The organism is Colwellia sp. TT2012 (genome assembly GCF_001440345.1).
In the GTDB taxonomy this organism is placed as follows: Bacteria; Pseudomonadota; Gammaproteobacteria; order Enterobacterales; family Alteromonadaceae; genus Colwellia.
The window spans coordinates 96,636-119,697 of record NZ_LJYX01000022.1 but is presented as its reverse complement, the minus strand read 5'-3'; the positions used below and the strand labels follow the sequence as shown (position 1 = coordinate 119,697).

Here is a 23,062-nt window from a genome sequence, read left to right as displayed (position 1 = left end):
TTTGATCAAATAGGCAAAGTGAGTGTTATTTAGGCAAAGCCGTCAAGCTGTGAGTCCATTGAGCTTATGCCTAGTAAGTGAATTGGACGAACAGCGCAGACAATGCCGAATAAATATCATTCATGAAGACTATTTTAGTTAACGCTAGGCAGTTCCATAACACCATCAATTTCTATTTCAACATCTTTAGGCAATCTAGACACTTGTACCGCAGCTCTTGCTGGATAAGGCTGAGTAAAGTAACGGCTCATAATATCATTTACCGTGGCAAAGTTACTTAGGTCCGTAAGGTAGATATTTACTTTTACCATATTGTTAATTTCACCACCCGCCGCTTCACAGACAGCGACTAGATTTTTAAATACTTGTTCAGCTTGTTCAGCAAAACCACCTTCAACCACTGCCATGGTTTCGGCAATAAGAGGAATTTGTCCTGATAAATAAACAGTATTATTTACTTTTACCGCTTGGCTGTATGTACCAATGGCACTTGGAGCTTTGTCTGTACTGATAATACTTTTCATAATACTTCCTGTTGTTAACTGCTGGAGCTTATCGCTCAATTTGCTAATTTTTGTGAGTTCAGTGTTATACCCGTTACCATTCAAGATGCATGTTTCAGAGTTCTTGAGAAATTTCAATTCAAGGCACTGTGATGAAATAATGGTTATTCCCTTATAAATCACAGTAACGATGAAGTGATGTTGCTCAAGCGCTTCTTCGATGGGTTTATAATGACTTTAGACCGCGTTAAATAATTAAACCATAGAATGACTATGCTTCAATTATTTCCCTTGCCTAAAGCCATTTTAATTCCCACTGAAATCCTGCACTTTGATTGATAACGGGTATATACCAATCCGTCTGATTTTTCCGTGTCATCATTGAGTACTAAATTAGACAAAATGGTCTTAGGCCTTGCCGTCATTAATGGGCAAAGCACTGTTATTATTTATTGCGGATGACACGTTGTACATCAATCATTACTTTAATCTTGCGAATAATATCAGCTAAGTGAATACGATCGCGGCAGGTGATTTCCATATCGATTACGTATAAACCTGCTTCTTTTTCACCTGAGTTTAAGCTATGCACATTGGAGTTGCATCGAGCGATAACATTGGTTAGTAATGCCAGCGCACCTTGATGATTGACGATTTCCACTCTTAGCTTAGCAATAAATTCTTTATCAATATCATTGTCCCATCTTACTGGGAACAAGCTAACTTGGTCATGACCTTTGATATTGCGGCAACCTTGCTGGTGGACCATTAAGCCTTTACCTGGACTTAAGTAAGCTAAAATTGCATCACCAGGGATAGGGCGACAACATTTACCGTAATTGACTAACATGCCTTCGGTACCTCTTATCGGCATTTTAGCTTTAGTGCTGTTCGGGTCTAGCTCGGTCTCTTCGGTAAAACCATCGGTTAGCTGTCGGGCAATACCTATACTCAGCGCATTACCCAAACCAATGTTGGTCAGTAAGTCATCAAAACTAGCATTACCACTTTGTTGTACTACTTCATCAATTTTTTCTTTCGCTAAATCTTCAAGTTTTGTTTCACCCAGGGCATGACTTAATAAACGCAGGCCTAAAGCATGGGATTCGTCTTTTTCGCAACTTCTTAAGTAAGTTCTGATTTGTAAACGTGCTTTAGCGGTGACAACAAAGTTTAGCCAGGTCGCATTCGGTCGGGCTGCCGTAGAGGTAATTACTTCTATGGTTTGTCCTGAATCTATCGGTTGGCTCATTGGATAAGGTTTTCGGTCGACCTTCACACCAACACAAGAGTTGCCGACATCCGTGTGTACTGCATAAGCAAAATCTATAGCGGTGGCGCCCATGGGCAACTCAATAATTCGGCCATTAGGGGTAAAGACATAAATCTCTTCTGGAAATAAGTCTGATTTAACGTTTTCAATAAACTCAAAAGAGCTACCTGCGCTTTGTTGCAGCTCAAGTAAACTTTGCATCCAACGACGCGCTTTCATTTGTGCCGTTGTGCCAGTGTTTTTACCGTCTTGCTTGTAGAGCCAGTGAGCGGCAATACCTTTATCCGCCATTTGATCCATATCTTGGGTACGAATTTGAATTTCTACCGGAATGCCATGGGGGCCAATTAATGATGTATGCAGTGATTGGTAACCGTTAGTTTTAGGGATAGCGATGTAATCTTTAAACCGTGATTCAATGGGTTTGAAGAGATTATGCACGGCACCTAAGGCGCGGTAGCAGTTGTCAATTTTCTCAGTAACGATAACGCGAAAAGCATAGATATCCATGACTTCATTGAACATTAATTCCTTATTAAGCATCTTCTTATAAATCGAATACAGGTGCTTCTCTCTGCCGATAACCTGTGCCTCAATACCGCTTTCCTTTAAACGAGCCGAAATTTCTTTTTCAATATTATCAATAATAGCTTTACGATTACCACGGGCGCTTTTTACCGCTGATTTTAAAGCACGTGACCGCATAGGGTAAAGCGCTTCAAAGCCTAATAGCTCTAATTCGTTTTTTATATCATGAATACCTAAACGGTTCGCTATGGGGGCATAAATCTCTAAGGTTTCGCGGGCAATACGACGTCGTTTATCAGGTCGTAAAGAGCCAAGGGTGCGCATATTATGTGTACGGTCGGCAAGTTTAATTAAAATAACACGAATGTCTTGCACCATGGCAAGTACCATTTTACGGAAATTTTCCGCTTGCCTTTCTTCTTGGTTAGTAAACTTTAATTTATCGAGTTTACTTACGCCTTCAACGAGTTCTGCTACGGTATGACCGAAAAGTTCCGCTAATTCATCCTTGGTAACGTCGGTATCTTCAATAACATCGTGTAATAAAGCCGCCATGAGGGTTTCATGGTCTAAATGCATTTGGGCTAAGTTAATCGCTACGGCAACTGGATGAGTAATATAAGGATCACCACTTGAGCGCATTTGGCCATCATGGGCATCACGTGCTACGACATAGGCGTGTTTAAGCAGATCAACTTGTACTTTTGATAGGTAGGTCGAGGTAAGTTCTTTTAATGGTTCAAATAGGTACACCTAATACTCCAAATTAAGGGGGAAAAAGGGGGAGTTCGAGTATCTACCCTAGTATATACTCATGTTACCTCTAACTGCATAGTTGAAGTTTCTTGAGTTTAGATAGAATACGCGGCAATATGCTCTATTTACAAGGAAAATCATACCAGTTACTTAAATTTATGATCTTGTTGTCGGCAGGAAAAACAAATCAGGGCAAGGTGTACTATTGACCAATAGCTGGCTATTGGCATTGAGAGCAACGTCGCCTTGGCGTATTTCAACCAGCACAAGTGGCCAGTAACTTAGTTAAACGGCTATTAAAGCTTAACGAATAAAAAACGCGTAACCTATTTTCTGAGATAAAGCAGAATAAGGTACGCGTTTTAAGTGCTTAAAACTAAAGCCTTCTCTAGATAGAAGGCATCAACTCTAGCTTAATTCGTCTTGTTGACCACCAACAATCGCGGCAACAGCATCTAATTCAGCAGTATCTCGCTGGATTTGTTGTTGACGATCATAAGTATTCATAATTTCGGTAGTAATTAAGCCTGCTTCGATTTCACGCAAAGCAATTACCGTTGGTTTGTCGTTTTCGACGTCTACCAATGGTTCTTTTCCGCCCGTTGCGATTTGACGAGCACGACGTGATGCAACTAGCACCAAATCAAAACGATTACCGATTTTTTCTACGGCATCTTCAACAGTTATGCGAGCCATCTGGTCACTCCAACTAATAAACAACTTACAAAATAGCTGCGTAGTCTACTGCTCACTCACTAATTAAGCAAGTAAGTAATAGCATGTCTATTAAGTTATATCCCACTCAACGGAAATTAATAGCATCAGTATTCTCGCCACACAACCAAGGGCATATCTTATTATAGTACTTATTTAGCAGGTTTTGTTGCTTCATTATTTAATAGCTTGCTAAATAATTCTTGTTGGGCAATGGTTTGCTGGCGGCATTTTAGCCGTTGATTATTTACCACAGTGGTTAGATCGAGCAAGGCTTGGTCGAAATCGTCATTGACGATAATATAATCAAATTCTTTGTAGTGAGAGCATTCTGCTTGCGACTGCGCCATACGGCTGGCGATTATTTCATCACTGTCTTGGCCGCGACCTCGTAAGCGACTTTCTAGCTCTTCTTTTGAAGGAGGGCTAATAAAAATAGTGGTTACGTTCGGTTTTTTCATGCGAACTTGTTGAGCACCTTGCCAATCAATATCAAGAAATACATCAATACCTTGGGCAAGTTGTGTATCGATAGCAGTAGCAGACGTACCGTAATAGTTACCAAAAACTTCCGCATACTCATAAAAGGCATGGTTACTTATTTGTTTTTTAAACTCAGCTACGCTAACAAAATGATAATGTTCGCCATTATTTTCACCAGGACGAGCATCTCGCGTGGTATGAGAAACTGATACCTGCATAGCTCTGGCTGATGCTTGCTTATCTTGCTTTAGTAAAGCCTTAATAAGGCTTGATTTTCCGGCACCACTTGGCGCAGAAAGAATAAATAAATTACCGGGAACAATCACAGTGCTTTCCTTTAAAACAAACTTGCATCACATATTAAGTAGTAACCAGTGGCGTTGTTAATTCGTCTACTGGTTATAAATTTTTGCCAATAAAAAAGGCTGGGCATTATTTTACTCTATTAGAATAAAAAAAGCTCAGCCTGTCTGACGGTAAGTAATATTAATTTTTGACTTTGTGCGATTACTTTTCTTAAAAATAAGCCGCCTACCGTTATTGCTAGTAGGCGGGAACTTGTTCGCGCTCTTTACAATATTTTAGCAATGGATTTTGCTAAGTAATCAACATTACTATTGGCAATGCCAGCGATACTCATGCGGCTAGAACCGACCATATAAATGCTGTACTCATCTTGTAACTGTTGCACTTGCTCAGGGGTAATACCTAAGAAAGAGAACATACCACTTTGACGTTGAATAAAGCTAAAGTCGCGAGTTACGCCATTTTCTACAAGCTTATCAACGATTAATTTGCGGTTGCCATTAATGCGATCACGCATTTCTTTTAATTCGCCATACCATTCATTACGTAATTCATCTGAACTTAGGATCGTTTCTACAATAGCCGCGCCATGTGCTGGTGGCATAGAATAAATAACACGTACCACATAAAGTAAGACCGACTTAGCGATATCAACCGCTGTGCTTGATTCACCAATGATGGTACAAGCACCAATACGGTCACGGTATAGACCGAAGTTTTTAGAACATGAACTACAGACGATCATTTCTTTCACGGTTTCCGCCATTAAGCGTAAACCGTAAGCATCTTCGTCTAAACCAGCGCCAAAACCTTGGTAAGCCATATCAATTAATGGCATAAAACCAACGTTTTTAGCGACTTCAGCCACTTGTTGCCATTGTTCTTTGTTTAAATCCATACCACTTGGGTTATGGCAACAAGCGTGTAATAACACTACGTCATCACTGCTAACTTCTTTAAGCGCAGTTAACATGCCATCAAAGTCTAAGCTTTTGTTTTCATAATCGTAATAAGGATACGTTTTAACGTTTAAACCCGCAGCTTTAAATAAACCGGTGTGATTTGCCCAGGTTGGATTACTTACCCAAATGGTCGCGCCGGCTTTACAAGATTTGATAAATTCAGCAGCAACACGTAAAGCACCAGTACCACCAGGGGTAGATACGGTACGAGCACGATTTTGGTTTAATACTTTATGTTCAGCGGTAAAAATAAGCTTAGCCATTTCATCGTTGAATAACTCTGAGCCAGTAGGACCAATATAAACCTTGGTGTCTTCTGTCTTTAGGCGATGTTGTTCGGCTTTTTTTACACAATTAAGTATGGCAGTGTGACCTGCTTCATTTTTGTATACGCCAACACCTAAATCGATTTTATTTGGGTTGTTATCTTTTCTATATTTAGCTAATAATCCAAGAATTGGATCGGCAGGCAAAGCCTTTAAACTACCAAACATGACAGAAGTTTACCTTATGTTAGAGGAGAGTTACCTCAATAAGGCATCATCGCACTTATGAGTCTAAACTCTCTAATTTTTAATCACTCAAGCATAACGTAAAGTTAGGGCGCAATTAAAGAGATTTCTCTGCCATATAGTGACAAAACTAAGATTAATTTGTATGGATTTTGGCTTTATTTTATAAGTGCCATCGAGTTATTCAATAAAACCCTGAATAGCTATCAGGGTAAATAATAATTAGAAACTATTAGTAAGTGCTGCAACTAGGCCAATAACACCACCAAATATACCGCCCCAGACCACTAACCAACCTAAGTGTTTTTTGATCATTTTTTGAATGATCTCTTTGACTAACAGCGGTGTTAATTCATCGAGACGTTTTTCAATAATATCGCTGACTTTATCTCGCATGCCAGAAATGATATCAGGCTGCTCTAATTCTTCTCTAAGTAGAGTATTAAATTGCTCACTTTGCACTATGTCTTGTATGGCGAGTTTCATTTTTTCAATAAAGGGTTCTTTCATTGGTTGAATTGCTTCACTGCCGCCAACCATGGCAAGCATTGGGCCAAATGACGATTCTTCAATTACCTCCACTAAACTCTTGAACGCAGGGCTAAGGTCTACTTTATCAATAACGGGGGCTAAGTTAATAGTGCTGGCTTTACCTGAACTATCAGACAAAAAGCGATCAATGTTTTCTTCGGTGAAAAATTCTTCCATCATCAATTGACCAATAGCCACTTTGAATTCTTCAAAACGCGCGGGGATCACGCCTGAACCATAAAGTAGCGGTACTTTCTCAAAGAGCATATGTACGGCAAGCCAGTTAGTTATCGCGCCAGATAAAGCGAAAAGACCTAACGTAAAAAGAAGATGTTGTTCGCTAAAATAGCCCCCTAAAGTCAAGGTTAATGCAATAAGGTTGGTGATAAGGCTTTTGTTCACGAAATACTCCAAGGTGGATATAGTTAAATTTTACCGGTGGCTATGATAGCATTTAATTTACTTGCCTTAAAAATAGATGTAATTGTGCCATGAAAGTTACCTTAAAAACTGTGCTGACGTTAGCAACGTTATTTTTTATTAGTGTTTGCGGTGCAGATGATTCTCCGTGGCGAAAATTGTCACTGAACAATACTGTGTTATTAACCTTACCCCATGGCCAAGTGGTGATCGAATTGGCGCCACAATTCTCGCCAAAAAATGCCGCCCAATTTAGTGATTTAACGCAACAAGGTTTTTATGATGGTACCAAGTTCTATCGTGTTATCGACGGATTTGTTGCGCAAGCTGGACCAAAAGATGGTAGTAAAAAAGACAAGTCAGTACCGCTATTGGCAATGGAATCAGAATGGCACACGGATAGTAAATGGACCTATACGCCAGTACAGCAACACGATTTATTTGCCCCGCAAACTGGCTTTAAACAGGGTTTTGCTTTGGCTTATCAAGCAGGTGAAAATGATAGCCTAGGTAAAGCGTGGTTAACACATTGCCCAGGTACTATAGCAATGGCTAGAAACAATACTGCGGATTCTGCCTCGAGTCATTTTTACTTTGTTATTGGCCAAGCGCCGCGTTATTTAGACCGAATTATGACCATATTTGGTCGCGTGGTTTATGGTATGCAACATATTCAAGCAATACAGCGCACTGCAGTTATTGAAGGCGATGCTGCGGTTGAGCCGCGCCACTTTACTAAAATAGTCAGTATGCAGTTAATGAGTGATGTAGCAAAAGCTGAGCAAATACATCTTGAAGTCGAAAATACCGAATCAACGGCATTTGCCGAGCGCTTGGTGCAACGCCGTACACGCGACAGTGCCTTTTTCTATAAAAAACCACCGCCAGTACTCGATGTTTGCCAAATTCCAATTAGAAGTAGGCTAATTAAGTAAATATTAAGCCGAATTTTTCATTAAACTTATTAAAAAATAGTGACCTAGCCATCATAGCGAAGCACAATGCTCTAGCTTTTCATTTAAATTAATAAGATAAAACATTCATCTATCGCCTGTTACTTAGGCTTTTAGGTAGACTAAAATGATCACTTTGGTGCGCTATAGACGACATTAGCAGGTAGTTGCATATTCTCTACCGTCTGCTGCAAGCATCAAAGCGGCTGTTAACTTTCCATCACTTGCTGTTAAGCCTAAAACAGATCTTTTATTTCTATGGATAGGCTGACTCTGACGGGCAATTTCTTGCCTACAAGTTTTTTATTCTTATTCTTATTCTTATTTTTATCATAAAAAATCAAACTGTAGGTTGATAAATGCAACTTTCTATATCCATAAATTAAACTAGACTTAAGGAATATTCATTTTTAAGTAAAATCAATTGTCTAAAAAAATAAAAATACAATTAACCTTACCTTTTATAACGTTGCTTTTTGTAACGATATTCTTTTCTTCAATTGCTTTTTCTTTTGATGGAAAACCGTCTATTCGCTTTAAGCACATAACCATTGAAGATGGCTTACCCCAAAATTCCGTACATACAATACTGCAAGATAGCACAGGTTTTTTATGGATTGGCACAGAAGAAGGGCTGGTTCGATATGATGGCTATAGCCTAAAAGTATTTAAACATGAGCCTAATAATAGTCACTCACTGTCTGATAATGACATTCTTAGCCTTATTGAAGACAGCCGAGGGAATCTTTGGGTGGGAACTCGTGGCGGCGGTCTTAATTATTTTAATCCCAAAACACAGCAGTTTACCCAGTATCGTCATCAGGCAGGTGATTTAAATAGTTTAAGTCATGACACTGTCTATAGTCTTCTAGAAGATAGCCAAGGCAACCTTTGGGTGGGAACTCGTGGTGGCGGTCTTAATCATTTTAATCCCAAAACTCAGCAGTTTACCCATTACCGTCATCAGACAGATGATGCAAATAGTTTAAGTGATGACGATGTCTTTAGTCTTCTTGAGGATAGCCAAGGCAACCTTTGGGTGGGAACTCGTGGTGGCGGTCTTAATCATTTTAATCCCAAAACACAGCAGTTTAGCCATTACCGTCATCAGGCAGGTGATGCAAATAGTTTAAGTGATGACGATGTCTATAGTCTTGTTGAGGATAGCCAAGGCAATCTTTGGGTGGGAACTCATGGTGGCGGTCTTAATTATTTTAATCCCAAAACCCAGCAGTTTACCCAGTACCGTCATCAGGCAGGTGATGCAAATAGTTTAAGTGATGACGATGTCTTTAGTCTTCTAGAGGATAGCCAAGGCAATCTTTGGGTGGGAACTCGTGGTGGCCTCAATCATTTTAATCCCAAAACCCAGCAGTTTACCCATTACCGTCATCAGGCAGGTGATGCAAATAGTTTAAGTCATGACGATGTCTATAGTCTTGTTGAGGATAGCCAAGGCAATCTTTGGGTGGGAACTCTTGGTGGCGGTCTTAATCATTTTAATCCCAAAATCCAGCAGTTTAGCCATTACCGTCATCAGTCAGATGATGCAAACAGTTTAAGTGATGACACTGTCTATAGTCTTCTAGATGATAGCCAAGGCAACCTTTGGGTGGGAACTCTTGGTGGCGGTCTTAATTGTTTTAATCCCAAAACCCAGCAGTTTAGCCAGTACCGTCATCAGGCAGGTGATGCAAATAGTTTAAGTAATGACGATGTCTTTAGTCTTCTAGAGGATAGCCAAGGCAATCTTTGGGTGGGAACTCGTGGTGGCCTCAATCATTTTAATCCCAAAACCCAGCAGTTTACCCATTACCGTCATCAGGCAGGTGATGCAAATAGTTTAAGTCATGACGATGTCTATAGTCTTGTTGAGGATAGCCAAGGCAATCTTTGGGTGGGAACTCTTGGTGGCGGTCTTAATCATTTTAATCCCAAAATCCAGCAGTTTAGCCATTACCGTCATCAGTCAGATGATGCAAACAGTTTAAGTGATGACACTGTCTATAGTCTTCTAGATGATAGCCAAGGCAACCTTTGGGTGGGAACTCTTGGTGGCGGTCTTAATTGTTTTAATCCCAAAACCCAGCAGTTTAGCCAGTACCGTCATCAGGCAGGTGATGCAAATAGTTTAAGTAATGACGATGTCTTTAGTCTTCTAGAGGATAGCCAAGGCAATCTTTGGGTGGGAACTCGTGGTGGCCTCAATCATTTTAATCCCAAAACCCAGCAGTTTACCCATTACCGTCATCAGGCAGGTGATGCAAATAGTTTAAGTCATGACACTGTCTATAGTCTTCTAGAGGATAGCCAAGGCAACCTTTGGGTGGGAACTCTTGGTGGCGGTCTTAATCATTTTAATCCCAAAACACAGCAGTTTACCCAGTACCGTCATCAGGCAGGTGATGCAAATAGTTTAAGTGATGATTATGTCTGGAGTCTTCTAGAGGATAGCCAAGGCAACCTTTGGGTGGGAACTTATGGTGGTGGTCTCAATCATTTTAATCCCAAAACCCAGCAGTTTACCCATTACCGTCATCAGTCAGATGATGCAAACAGTTTAAGTCATGACAGTGTCTATAGTCTTCTAGAGGATAACCAAGGCAATCTTTGGGTGGGCACACCTGGTGGGCTTAACCTTTTTAATAACAAAACAGCAAAGTTTAAGCGGTTCACAACAGAAAATGGCCTAGCCAATAATGTTATTTACCGTATTGAAGAAGATAAACAAGGGAATATCTGGTTAAGTACCAATCAAGGGTTGTCACGGATGACGCTAAAAGCTAAAACGTTTAGAAATTATGATGTTGGCGATGGCCTGCAAAGTAATGAATTTAACAGTGGAGCTTCTTTTAAAAGCAAAAATGGAGAACTATTTTTTGGCGGCATTAATGGGTTTAATCGTTTTTATCCAGAAAATATTATCGATGATAAGCAAGTACCCATTGTGCTGATAACTGATATGTTTTTATTAAATGAATCTGTGCCAATAGTGCCATTAGTATTAAGCAACAGTCCAACCTTGGAGCAAAACAGTGAGACAAAATCATTAACGGTCTCTTCATCCAGCAATGCCGTTGATGAGGTGGCAGGTTTTAGTCTCAATCAGGCAATTTACCAAACTAAAGCGATAACATTAACCTATAAAGACAATATTGTTGCCTTTGAATTTGCCGCGTTACATTTCTCTAATCCGACAAAAAATAAATTTGCTTATCAATTGGTCGGTTGGGATAAAGATTGGGTAAGTACCGACTACAAAAACCGAAGAGCTACCTATACTAATCTGCCTAACGGAGATTATACCTTCAGAGTAAAAGCGAGCAATGCTGACGGTTATTGGAATGAAGATGGAGCATCATTAAATATTACTGTTTTACCTCCACCTTGGAAAACATGGTGGGCATATACTTTCTATGGCTTGTTTTTATTGAGCTTAGTTTTTGCGTTCATTGATTCTCAAAGAAAGAAAGTGATTGTTGTACAGGCAATTAATGAGCAATTGGAGCGTAAAGTTGCCGAGAGAACGGCAGAATTGGAGAAAGTTAGTCTTACAGATCAATTAACGGGTGCCCATAATCGCCGTTTTTTTCATAAATACATAGGCAAAGAGATTGCACAAATAAAAAGAGCTTATTTTAAACCCAAAGAAGGTACACCACCTAAAATAGGTTTCATCATGCTTGATATGGATCATTTTAAGCAAGTAAACGATGTTCATGGACACGATGCAGGCGATAGAGTTTTAGTACAGTTAGTTAAAGTAATCACTGATACATGTAGAGAATCTGATTGGGTTGTTCGCTGGGGCGGAGAAGAGTTTGTTGTGATTGCAAATACTGTTAATTTGCAAGAGATACAAAACTTAGCAGAAAGAATAAGAATTAATATAGAGGCATACTCATTTGATATTGGTAACGGAAAAACGTTAAATAAAACATGTTCTATTGGTATTTCTAGTTATCCATTTATTGAACAAAAACCAGAAGCTCTTAGTTGGGAGCAAACCTTGAGTTTGGCAGATATAGCCCTTTATGCTGTTAAAAATAATGGTAGAAATGCATGGATTAGTTTGTTTGAAAAAGATATCACTAATGTTGACCTGCTTATTGAAGTAACTAACTCAATGGAGACTCTAATAAAAAACGCCCACTTATCTTATGGGACCTCATTACAGAAAGAAGTAGATTGGAGCTGAAATAATTAAAAGGCTAGTTGGGTAGCACGATAGTGCTTTTATAATTTAGCTTTATAGTGCTGCTTTATAGCTAATCTTAATAATATCAAAAACACGCTCACCTTCAGGGGCTTGTACTATCACTTCATCATCCACAGCTTTGCCTAATAAAGCGCGGGCCATAGGCGAATCGATACTGATTTCTCCGCGTTTAACGTCCCATTCATCTGGGCCAACCAGACGATAAACCACTTCACTATCATCTTTAGTAACTAAGGTCACCCAAGCACCAAAAAATACTCGCCCTTCTTGTTGCGGAACAGGATAAACAATATTGAGGTCTTCAGTACGTTTCATTAAAAATCGAACACGGCGATCAATTTCACGTAAACGTTTCTTACCGTATTGATACTCAGCATTTTCACTGCGATCGCCTTGCGCTGCTGCTTCACTGACGGAACGAGTAACTTTAGGGCGTTCATCTTTCCAAAGAAACTTTAACTCTTTATCTAAACGATCCCAGCCTGCGCGGGTAATGTAATTTGATCTTTTCATGGCAATATATCTTTTATTGTTTTCGCTTCTTCTCACATAATATCAAAAATAATCGGTCCATTGGTATTAATGCCTTTTTATATGCTTTATCTCATCGCGAGCGAAAACACGTGCAGTAAGTAGCGAACAGAGTACGCTTGGCAGTGAGTAATCTCATTACCTTAGCCTAGGTAATTTTCGTCAGAATAGTTTTCTGTTATCATGTCTATCTACTCTTAATGCTGTTGGAATTTCAATTTAATGTTAACTATTGCCGAGCAAATTGCTCAAGAACTCAATGTTAACGCGGTACAAATTAATGCCGCTATTACCTTACTTGATGATGGCTCTACCGTGCCATTTATTGCCCGTTACCGTAAAGAAGTCACCCAAGGGTTAGACGATAATCATTTGCGTCATTTAGCGCAGCGTTTAAGTTATTTACGGGAACTAGAGGATCGCCGTCAGGTGATTTTAACCAGTATCAAGCAGCAAGAAAAGTTAACGCCAGCACTGGCTCAGCTGCTCCAACAAGCCGATAATAAAACTCGTTTAGAAGATTTATATTTACCCTTTAAACCTAAACGCCGCACCAAAGGTAAAATAGCCTGTGAAGCGGGTATAGAGCCGCTAGCGAATAAGCTTTTTAATAATTGGCAGTTATCACCAGAACAAGAAGCAAATGCTTTTATTAATGCAAAGGCAGGTTTTGCTGATGTTAAAGCGGTACTTGATGGCGCTAGCTATATTTTAGCGGAACGTTTTAGTGAAGATGCTAATTTATTAGCAAAATTGCGTCGTCACTTATTAAAACAAGCGCACTTAACCAGCAAGCTTGTTAAGGGCCAAGATAAAGCCGCCGCAAAATTTCGTGATTACTTTGAGCATAGTGAGAAACTGAGAACGGTACCCTCACATCGAATGTTGGCTATGTTACGCGGTAGAAATGAAGGTTTTTTACAACTTAGTATTGATGTCGATCCTGGACAAGAGAGCGGAACTTGTTCGAGCGCAGAACAAATTATTAGTGAGCACTTAACATTGCGGTTAACGAAACAAGCAGGTGCTGAATTCTTAACCAAGGTAGTGCAATTAACTTGGAAAGCTAAATTGGGAGTCAGCTTAACCACTGAACTCATTACCAGTTTACGTGAACAAGCAGAAACACAAGCAATAGAAGTATTCTCAAATAACCTTGCTGATTTGTTAATGGCTGCACCAGCTGGACCACAAGTGACTCTTGGCTTAGATCCGGGTTTAAGAACCGGTTGTAAAATTGCCATTGTTGATGGCACCGGAAAATTATTATACACCACCACTATATTCCCGCATGTGCCACAAAAGCACTGGGATAAATCCGTGCGAACTCTAGTCAATATTTGCCGCCAACATAAAGTAGAGCTAGTAGCTATTGGCAATGGCACTGGTTCACGTGAAAGTGACAAATTAGTTGCCGAGGTTATACAAACCTTTAAAGACGATGAAAGTAAATTAACACTCACTAAAATGATTGTTAGTGAGGCCGGCGCCTCTGTCTATTCAGCCTCTGAATTTGCCGCCAATGAATTTCCAGACCTAGATGTATCAATACGTGGTGCAGTTTCTATTGCCCGACGATTACAAGATCCCTTGGCTGAATTGGTGAAAATTGACCCAAAAGCAATAGGGGTTGGCCAATATCAGCATGATGTCAGTCAGAGCCAGTTGAGTAAAACCCTTGACGATGTCGTTGAAGATTGTGTCAATGCGGTTGGTGTTGACTTAAACAGTGCGTCAGCAGCGTTATTAATGCGGGTCTCTGGTTTAAATAAAACTATGGCTAATAATATTGTCGCCTTTCGCGATAAAGAAGGACGCTTTACTAATAGAAAACAATTGAAAAAAGTTGCCCGCTTAGGGCCAAAAGCTTATGAGCAAGCAGCCGGTTTTTTACGTATTACTGACGGAGATAACCCGTTAGATCAGTCGGCCTTACATCCGGAAAGTTATGCATTGGTAGAGAAAATCATTAAACAATTACAGCTTGATGTTAACCAGGTACTTAACAATGCTGAACAGTTAAAAGCGCTAGACATTAGCCAGTTAACTAACGATGAATTTGGTGAAGTTACCGTTAAAGATGTTATCAATGAATTGGCTAAGCCAAGTAGGGATCCACGGCCTGACTTTAAAACGGCTAGTTTTGCCGAAGGTGTAACTACCATGGCAGATTTATCCGTAGGCATGATACTTGAGGGGGTAGTCTCTAATGTGGCTAACTTCGGTGCTTTTGTTGATATTGGTGTACACCAAGATGGTTTAGTGCATATTTCATCAATAACCAATAAGTTTATCAGTGACCCGCGTGAAATTGTCAAAGCAGGAGATATTGTTAAGGTGAAAGTCTTAGAGATTGATGTAGCGAGAAAACGTATTAGTTTAACCATGCGATTAGATGAGCAAGCTAATACACAAGCGAACAAGCCTTATCAGCCTAAAGATAGCGGCAAGCGTGATAACAATAAAGCGAAAAATCACCAAAACAGTAGCAAGAACCAAGGAAAAACACCGGTAAAGCAAAATACATCGAAAGGTAAAAAAATTGATAACGTCGCTATGGGTAACGCTTTCGCCGATGCTTTTGCTAAGTTGAATAAATAAAAACAGCAATTTCAATTTAATTGTAAAAATAATGTTGACTATCTTAATGAGAATGATTATCATTTGTTTTGTTGCTTAGGCAGTGAATGCTCTCTCACTAAATAGGTAATAGCAAAGCACGGAACTTAGTGGTTATGCTTCAGGACACATAACCACTAAGTGACCACTTTGGGATTCTACCGAGTTCTACTCTGTTCAATTCGACTTTAAAATTTTTGATGGTTTAGCCAGTAATATTATCTTAATCGATAGGTATTACTGGCTTTTTTATGCCTGTTATACCAATGTGAGTATTATATCAATTTCATTTAATTATCACTCACTTGTGCTGGTTAAAATACTGCATGTCAGCGTTGCTCTCAATCCCAATAGCTCGCTATTGCTCAATCGAGCGTCTTGCCCTGATTTATTTTTCCTATGCACAACAAGATCACAAACTTAATAAAAGTGGTATTACTTAATAAAGTTAACAAATAGTGTTGACTAATGTAATGAGAATGATTATCATTTGTTTTGTTGCTTGGGCAGTGAATGCTCTCTCACTAAGTAAGTAACAGTAAAGCATGGAACTTAGTGGTTATGATCCAGGACACATAATCACTAAGTAACCACTTTAGAATTCTACGGAGTTCACTTCGACTTTAAAATTTTGATGGTTTAGCCAGTAATATTATCTTAATCGATAGGTATTACTGGTTTTTTTATGCCATTTTAAAATGAGCGACAACCTCTGCCATAGCATTAAATTTCGCCTCATTGGCAACTTGTGCAAATATACTTAATACCCCTGAGTTAATCATATAACAAAGCCATAGGCAGCCAATAAGCATAGCTATTAATAACCGACAGGAATAAAGTCGGCAATACTGGTGAGTGAAACGATGATCTGGTCAATAAGTTTTATGAGGTTACCAATATTAATAAATGGCAAGGTCATCGACTATTAGCTGTTGATGGCTCTGTCACGCAACTCCTAGTTTCTGACGATCTGCTTCAACGCTTCGGTAAAGCTCATTCACAGACTAAAAAGCCTTGTGTGCAGGCTTTCTCAGTTATACGATGTTAAAAAGAATATAACGCTGGATTTCGCTATAGCAATAGCCAAAGTATTCAACATAGGGCTGCCAAACTTGCCATTATAGTATTTTCCCTGTTAATATTTATGCCGCTTTTCTAGCTGTTGGCTCAGGTGGACATCAATGGGGATCGATTTACTTACTCTTTCGAGCACCTTTACAGATTACTTTAATCGCATAGCCGTATTTTCTTTGCTGCACAGCTAATATCATTGGTGCGCATAAAGCGTAAAAGGAACTATGCGGCGTTAAATTTACCCTTTTAATTATCTTGGTTTATGTTTGATCCGGCTTAATGCAACAGGGGTAATACCCAGGTATCTAGCAATATCATTTTGGGTTATTTGCTCAGATATATTTGGTGATTTAGTCAATAATTTTTTATATCTTTGTTCCGCGCTTAGACATAACAGTTCAAATTCCCGCTGCTCTTTTTTCATGGCGAAAGACATTAATAAATCAATAATAGAACTGGCGAATTCAAGGTTGGTATCTGCGGCCTGCCGAACTTGCTGGTAGGACAATTTTAATAATTTTGCTTCTTTTAAACAGCACAAGCTAAAACTACAAGAGCCACCACTTAAAGCCTGAGAACTGGCGATGCTATCACCAGAAAAAAGAAAAGATTTAATATATTCTTTACCGTCTTTATCGTAATAACAGGCTTTAAGCACCCCCTCTAGCACCAGATAAATATAACTATCTTTATCTCCTTGTGAAAATACATAAGACTTTTTTTTATAACATTGGCTGCTGCCAAACTGCTTTACCAAACTAATAAAGTTCATTTTTTTAACCTAGGTTAACGATTATACATGTCGCCTTAATTACACTAGTCGGCAACTAATCAATTTAAGGATAATCATGAAATTAATTAATAAAAAAATTCTTATTACTGGAGCCACATCAGGGATTGGATTAAAACTGGTGGAAAAGCTATACCCAAAAAATAAGCTATTTATCATTGCAAGAAATCAAAATAAAATCAACGAATTAAAAATTAACTTTCCAGGCGTTGTTGCCTTTAAAACCGATTTTAAAAATATCGCTGAATTACCAGCCGTGGTGAAACAGCTCCAGTTGGCAACACCAAGTTTGGATGTGTTAATCAATAATGCTGCGGTTCAATATACCCCTACCTTCATTGACAGTGACTTTAAGTACGAGTCCATAAACGATGAAATTACTACTAATTTCACTGCCTTATGCAGCCTATGTTATTTATTGCTGCCGATGTTAAGTCACCAGCATAACGCCGTTATTCTTAATGTGAATTCCGGTTTGGCTTTAGTACCCAAAACCTCATCCGCTATTTATTGTGCAAGTAAAGGGGCGTTAAATATTTTTTCACAAAGTCTTAGGTACCAGCTTAAAAATACTCAAGTGCAAGTATTACAGGCCTTTCTTCCTTTAGTTGATACACCGATGACCGAAGGCAGAGGTAAGTCTAAAATGACGACAGAAAAAGTAAGCACAGAAATTATTAAAGGAATAGAAAATACCATCTTGGATCATGATATTGGCAAAGTAAAACGCCTTCGTTTACTTAATCGCTTGTTGCCGAATTTGGCGCAAGCAATAATGAGGAAATCCTAACATGAAACACATTTTTAATCGGGTGGTTAAAGTCTTTTTTATCATGGCAGCGGTGAGTTTAATGAGCCAACAAGTTAATGCTAAAGATATAGTTGTATACATCGATAATATAGCAACAGAGAAGCCTGGTAATATTATGGTGATGCTTTACGGCTATGACGGATTTCCAAAAGATCATGCTAAAGCTATTAGTGTCGAAGTGAGGCTGGCAGTCATTGATAAAATGACGATCACATTTTCATCTGTGCCAGCAGAGTTTGCTATTAAGGTACTGCACGATGAAGATGAAACGGGGCAAGTCACTAAAAACTGGACAGGCATAATACCCGCAGAAGGTTTAGGTTTCTCAAATGGTGCCAAATTAAGTTTTGGTCCACCCAACTTTGATCGCGCCAAAGTAAAACTCGCTGATATTAACAGCCCAATTTCAATCAAAATAATTTACCCATAGGAGATTATATTATGCGTGCTTTAATTAAATTGATATTAGTGTTGGCGACTCTTTTTGCAACAACTTTTATACTGGTAAAATTCACTGGTGTTATCAGTGTCGAAAAAATAGAGCTTTGGTTAACAGCGGCAAAGAGTGTCGATATTTTCTATTTAGCCTTAATCATTGTCTTATTGTTGTTTGCCGACCTATTTATTGCTGTGCCTACCCTCACAGTAATGATATTGAGCGGCTATTTTCTTGGTCATTTATATGGTGCTATAACAGCAATAATAGGCGTAATGCTAGCGGGGAACACCGGTTATCTGCTTAGTTATTTTTATGGTGAAAGGTTAGAAAAGCTAATCATTAAAGATCATCAACAAAGGTTGGCATTAAGAGAGCAGTTTGACCAGTACGGCATCTTGATGATTGTATTTTCCAGAGCCATGCCTATTTTACCTGAGATAACAGCCTGTCTGTCAGGGTTGACAAAAATGCCTTTTGTCAGATTCATTACTGCTTGGTCTGTCAGCTCAGTACCTTATGCCATTATTGCCACCTATGCAGGCTCCATTAGTAGCCTAAATAATCCTAAACCGGCCATTATTACAGCCATTGTATTAACCACACTTTGTTGGACTGCTTGGTTTATAGCCCAGCGGCTAAGTAAACGTAAAAAGCAGCGACATGCCGTTAACAAAGGGTAGTGCTCTATCTGGTTTAAATGCTAAAACTATAGTACAAATTTAGTTGAGAATTGTACGTAATTTGAATCAGCATTTGATTCCGCCATCTCAAAGTTACCCACTTCTAAAGCAAAAGATAATTGTTTAGTTACGTTTTTAAATATATTCACACCCCAGTGAGAGCGATCTGTATCACGAAGATCAGTTGTGGTATTACCATAGAATACTGAACTACGCATATCCTTTGTCCAGAAATGACGGTAAGCGACCATGATAGAGGTGGTATCTTCTGCTTCCCAATTCCCCATACTATTTTTAGCTACGTCAGTAGAGGCGGTAACACCCACGTAACGGCCGACATTACCACCGTGTAGTTGAAAGCGAAAATCATCTTTACCAAAGGTATTAATACGACCAGCAACACCAAAACCTACTGCAGATTCAGAGCCATCAAGGGTTTGTAATTGTCGAGCTAAACCAGAAACAGAAACATTACCCCAGTCGCCTGTGAAAGTATATTTACCAATAAAGTCTGGAATGGAATCATTGCCATGAACACCTTTGTAGGTTTCAGGGTTTTCAATAGAAAGCTGTAAACCGCCATTTGTATAACGAACCTGACCTTGACGAATAAAGGCTGAGGCTACTAACGGACCTCCAAAATCAGCTGCTTCAGCCAGTGAGAGCACGTTTTGGAAGGTAGTCCATGTTTGGCCCACTAAAATGTTTTTATATTTGATAAAAGCGTGACGTAAACGTGGCTTAGAGGAGTTAGAAATTATCTCGTTACCGCCACCTGACACGGCATCACCGTAAAAATCCATTTCTATAAAACCAGTGACATTACCATGGACATATTTAGTGTTAAAACGGGTTTCATTGACAGCAATGCCAAAGTTAGAAATATCACTGTCTAGCACAGTACCACCACCGTACCAGTAGTCGTTTGCAGCAATATTACCACTGGTATAACGCGCATCAACTTTAATGTAACCGCCAAAGGTTATGCTATCACCATCGTCTAATTTGATGGTGTAACCGGCATTCGCTGTATTGGTTACTGCTAATAAACTGGTTGCCAGTACTAATTTTTTAACCTTAAATAATGAATTCTTAAACATGCTATTCCCCATTTTTTATTTTTACTTATTGTAGTGTGACTTATTGTAATGTCTTTTTTTTAATTTTCTATGTGCTTTTATAGCCAAGTTACTTGAGGTATTTTGGCTATAAATGCTGCTTGTTATTTTATCGTATTGTTGCTTTTTGTTATCTAATAATAATTTAGAGTGTAAAGTGCACAAAAGGAATTAGACCTAAGTCTACATTGCCAGAAAAATTACTTAGACTTTAGTCGGTTTTTATTGGAAAGCTTCATTATTTGAAATTTATTGAGCTTTGAGCCAATGCTAAAACCACCCCAATGTTTACCTTGAATAAAAATGGCCGTTGAGGCATCTAGGTTATTATGGATCTTAAATACTTAATTTATCGACTCAAAAATAGCGATGAAGCTGGTCAATAGGTTAATGAAGGTGATAGGTAGAAAAAAGCCCAGCATAAAAGCAGCATTACATTGCTTTATATCCTAGGCTTATATTGCTGTTATTTTACCTTAACTTTTACTCGCTCGCTCATTAGAAAGCAAGCTGCACAGCAAGGCGGTAGCTAATGCCATCACCAACGGTCACATTAGAAGTACCACCACCTGCTAGGTAGCCGGTATCAAATAAGTTTTTCACATTTAAACGTAAGTTAATGTCGGTATTATTTAAGGTGATTTTATAAGTGGCACCCAGATCAATACGGGTATAAGCATCTTTTACGATAGTGTTGTCTTGATCAGCAAAACGCTCACCTTGATAAAAAGCACCGGCATTAATGGCAAGGTTTTCGGTTAATTCGTAGCGAGACCAAATTGACGCGGACCACTCTGGCGCATCAATAGGTGTTTTACCTGTGTATTTTTCATCACTTTCATAGCTTGCATCTAAATTTATCATAGAGGCCATAACAAAAAGTTTATCGGTGACTGCGCCTTGAGCCGCCATTTCAAAGCCTTTGTGCCTCTGTTCACCTACTTGCGAAGTACGGTAGCTATCATCTTGATAATATTCGGTTACCAGTACACCCGTCTTGGTAATATCAAATAAAGCCGAGGTCAGTAATAAGCGATCATCGAATAGCTGCCATTTTGCCCCTAGCTCATACTGCTGTGAGGTCATAGCATCTATTTCCATGCCATAGTTTAAGTCTTCATCATCATTGATAGTTTCACTGCTTTGTGGTTCAAAACCCTCACTATAGCTAGCGTAGAAGGTAGTACTGTCACTTGGGTGATAAAGCACACCGGCTTTAGGCAGTAATGATTCATTATCAGCACCTTCTTTGCTTTGCTTGTCGTAACGACCACCAATCATTACTTGCCACTCTTGGTTAATGGTGATCAAGTCTTGAATATAAATACCGTAATAGTTGTATTCGCTAGTATATAGGCTGTCATCAGTGGTATAGCTAATATCCGGACGGGTTGGCTCGGCTTGACCGGCACTATAGGCAAAGCTCTCGCCTTTCACTTTAAGTTGTCCGTAATAATAATCAAGGTAGTTAGCGCCAATGAGTAGTTGATGCTCAACGCCAGTAAGTGAAAACTCGCCGGTAAAATCAATAAAACTGGTAGTGAACTGCCAATCATCAAAACGGTCATAAGGTTTTGAGGTATAGACGTCACCCTGGACAAAGCCGCTAGGCTTTTTAGGCGCTGATTCAAAGCGCTGGCGCTCAAAAGTCTGGCTATTGTAACCAAGCTTTACTTGCCATGAATCCGTTAAAATATAGTTAACATCAACACCATAGTTTTCTACGGTAATGTCGGTAAAGGCCCATGACATATCACGAATAGTTTTATCATCGCCAATAATATTGCCTTTATCATCAAGCCAAGCGCCGGTATCTAAGCCTGCTTTATCATTGGTTTTGTCATAATGAAAACGCACTAGTAAGTCCTCATTGACATCATAATCAATAACAAGTGCACCAAGGAAGCGTTCACGCTCTCTTTGCTCGCCATTTTGATATTCACGTTGATAAGTGACATCTTGCTTAACTAAGTTTGCGCGGTAACGTAGCGATTCATCTTCAGTTATTGCGCCACCAGCATCCAATGTCAGGCGAGATGAACCTTCTTGATCAACATCTAAGCCTAGATTGAAGATAGAGTTAGCGGTTGGTTTTTTAGTAACCATATTCACTAAACCACCAGGGCCTGATTGACCATACAAAATACTTGAAGGCCCTTTGATGACTTCGATGCTCGCTAGCGTTTCAATCGGTTGTTGGTAATGAGACCAGTGTTGATGACCATCACGTAAGTAGCCATTGGAAGAGCTTAAGGTAAAACCACGTAAATTAAATACTTCACGGTTACGCTGCTTTGAGCCAGCGGTTAAGCTGGCATCATTAGCGAGCACCTCACCTAAGGTAGTGGCTAATTGTTCGTTAATCACAGTATCTGGAATAACGGTGACCGATTGTGCTGTTTCTAATAAGGAAATATTACCGCGCAGGGCACCGTTAGCATTATCTACTTTATAGCTATTAAAATAGCTACCCTTAACTTGAATCACTTCGATTTCTTTAAGTGAGCTATGTTCTGACGAATGGTTTGCTAAATTGTCTGTGGCATTAGCCGCAGTATTAGCAGAAACGGTTGTTGCAGAAAGTACCGCGCTTACGGCTAAAAAGAGGGGAGAAAACTTCATAAATAACTCAAACCTTTAATAATATTAGAGTAACACTAAGTAACTATGCGAATTCTAATGATAATCATTACTATTTACAAAGGTTTGTATTGTAATTATTTGTAATCCTCTGGTTTGTAGATTTAAATAAACTAATTTTTCAGCTTTACTGGTCTATCTTTGGGGAATTGACTCGCTATTTGTATGAAGGGGGCGGCTTCTGAAAAGGTAAAGACAAA

16 protein-coding genes are annotated in these 23,062 nt (G+C 39.2%); 6 read left to right on the top strand and 10 right to left on the bottom strand.

All coding sequences use genetic code 11. The features are described from left to right. Window positions 1–134: 134 nt before the first annotated feature. From ASU03_RS17525 to ASU03_RS17500, 6 genes are all read right to left on the bottom strand, one after another. A complete protein-coding gene (locus ASU03_RS17525) occupies window positions 135–527 on the bottom strand; it encodes a RidA family protein (RefSeq protein WP_197411273.1) in 393 nt (130 codons plus the stop codon). 421 nt (window positions 528–948) lie between these two features. Continuing rightward, complete coding sequence (gene spoT / locus ASU03_RS17520) at window positions 949–3,057, bottom strand: bifunctional GTP diphosphokinase/guanosine-3',5'-bis pyrophosphate 3'-pyrophosphohydrolase (protein ID WP_057833078.1); 2,109 nt, start codon at window positions 3,055–3,057, stop codon at window positions 949–951. Window positions 3,058–3,468: 411 nt separating this feature from the next. Next, window positions 3,469–3,756, bottom strand: coding sequence for a DNA-directed RNA polymerase subunit omega (gene rpoZ / locus ASU03_RS17515; protein WP_057833077.1), 288 nt, complete (start codon window positions 3,754–3,756; stop codon window positions 3,469–3,471). A gap of 170 nt (window positions 3,757–3,926) precedes the next feature. Beyond that, window positions 3,927–4,583, bottom strand: a complete 657-nt coding sequence (gmk, locus tag ASU03_RS17510; RefSeq protein WP_082627336.1) for a guanylate kinase — start codon at window positions 4,581–4,583, stop codon at window positions 3,927–3,929. A 245-nt stretch (window positions 4,584–4,828) separates the two neighbouring features. Further along, complete coding sequence (locus ASU03_RS17505; protein WP_057833076.1) at window positions 4,829–6,019, bottom strand: amino acid aminotransferase; 1,191 nt, start codon at window positions 6,017–6,019, stop codon at window positions 4,829–4,831. A gap of 240 nt (window positions 6,020–6,259) precedes the next feature. Next, the gene (locus ASU03_RS17500) at window positions 6,260–6,970 is read right to left on the bottom strand and encodes a DUF445 family protein (RefSeq protein ID WP_057833075.1); all 711 of its coding nucleotides are present in this window, start codon (window positions 6,968–6,970) and stop codon (window positions 6,260–6,262) included. 89 nt (window positions 6,971–7,059) lie between these two features. Here ASU03_RS17500 and ASU03_RS17495 point away from each other — a divergent pair, with 89 nt between their 5' ends. Both ASU03_RS17495 and ASU03_RS17490 read left to right on the top strand, forming a co-directional pair. Beyond that, window positions 7,060–7,923, top strand: coding sequence for a peptidylprolyl isomerase (locus tag ASU03_RS17495; protein ID WP_057833074.1), 864 nt, complete (start codon window positions 7,060–7,062; stop codon window positions 7,921–7,923). A 442-nt stretch (window positions 7,924–8,365) separates the two neighbouring features. Next, complete coding sequence (locus ASU03_RS17490) at window positions 8,366–12,139, top strand: ligand-binding sensor domain-containing diguanylate cyclase (RefSeq protein ID WP_082627335.1); 3,774 nt, start codon at window positions 8,366–8,368, stop codon at window positions 12,137–12,139. Between the two features lie 51 nt (window positions 12,140–12,190). Here ASU03_RS17490 and greB read toward each other — a convergent pair whose 3' ends face one another. Beyond that, on the bottom strand, window positions 12,191–12,673 hold the full coding sequence (gene greB / locus ASU03_RS17485) for a transcription elongation factor GreB (protein ID WP_057833073.1): 483 nt from the start codon (window positions 12,671–12,673) through the stop codon (window positions 12,191–12,193). A 240-nt stretch (window positions 12,674–12,913) separates the two neighbouring features. Here greB and ASU03_RS17480 point away from each other — a divergent pair, with 240 nt between their 5' ends. Then, window positions 12,914–15,292: a Tex family protein gene (locus ASU03_RS17480; protein ID WP_057833072.1), complete on the top strand. Its 2,379-nt coding sequence runs from the start codon at window positions 12,914–12,916 to the stop codon at window positions 15,290–15,292. Between the two features lie 1,342 nt (window positions 15,293–16,634). Here the strand turns inward: ASU03_RS17480 and ASU03_RS17475 are convergent. Further along, the gene (locus ASU03_RS17475; RefSeq protein ID WP_057833071.1) at window positions 16,635–17,156 is read right to left on the bottom strand and encodes a Crp/Fnr family transcriptional regulator; all 522 of its coding nucleotides are present in this window, start codon (window positions 17,154–17,156) and stop codon (window positions 16,635–16,637) included. A 76-nt stretch (window positions 17,157–17,232) separates the two neighbouring features. Here ASU03_RS17475 and ASU03_RS17470 point away from each other — a divergent pair, with 76 nt between their 5' ends. From ASU03_RS17470 to ASU03_RS17460, 3 genes are read left to right on the top strand one after another with little or no spacing between them, the layout of a single operon-like run. Then, window positions 17,233–17,964, top strand: a complete 732-nt coding sequence (locus tag ASU03_RS17470; RefSeq protein ID WP_057833070.1) for an SDR family oxidoreductase — start codon at window positions 17,233–17,235, stop codon at window positions 17,962–17,964. A 1-nt stretch (window position 17,965) separates the two neighbouring features. After that, the gene (locus ASU03_RS17465; protein ID WP_057833069.1) at window positions 17,966–18,415 is read left to right on the top strand and encodes a DUF2141 domain-containing protein; all 450 of its coding nucleotides are present in this window, start codon (window positions 17,966–17,968) and stop codon (window positions 18,413–18,415) included. Between the two features lie 11 nt (window positions 18,416–18,426). Beyond that, the gene (locus ASU03_RS17460; RefSeq protein ID WP_057833068.1) at window positions 18,427–19,104 is read left to right on the top strand and encodes a TVP38/TMEM64 family protein; all 678 of its coding nucleotides are present in this window, start codon (window positions 18,427–18,429) and stop codon (window positions 19,102–19,104) included. A gap of 26 nt (window positions 19,105–19,130) precedes the next feature. Here the strand turns inward: ASU03_RS17460 and ASU03_RS17455 are convergent, their stop codons facing one another. Continuing rightward, window positions 19,131–20,204 carry a hypothetical protein gene (locus ASU03_RS17455; protein ID WP_057833067.1) on the bottom strand — a complete coding sequence of 358 codons (1,074 nt, stop codon included), beginning with the start codon at window positions 20,202–20,204 and terminating at the stop codon, window positions 19,131–19,133. A gap of 516 nt (window positions 20,205–20,720) precedes the next feature. Further along, window positions 20,721–22,844, bottom strand: a complete 2,124-nt coding sequence (locus tag ASU03_RS17450) for a TonB-dependent siderophore receptor (RefSeq protein ID WP_057833066.1) — start codon at window positions 22,842–22,844, stop codon at window positions 20,721–20,723. Window positions 22,845–23,062 lie beyond the last annotated feature (218 nt).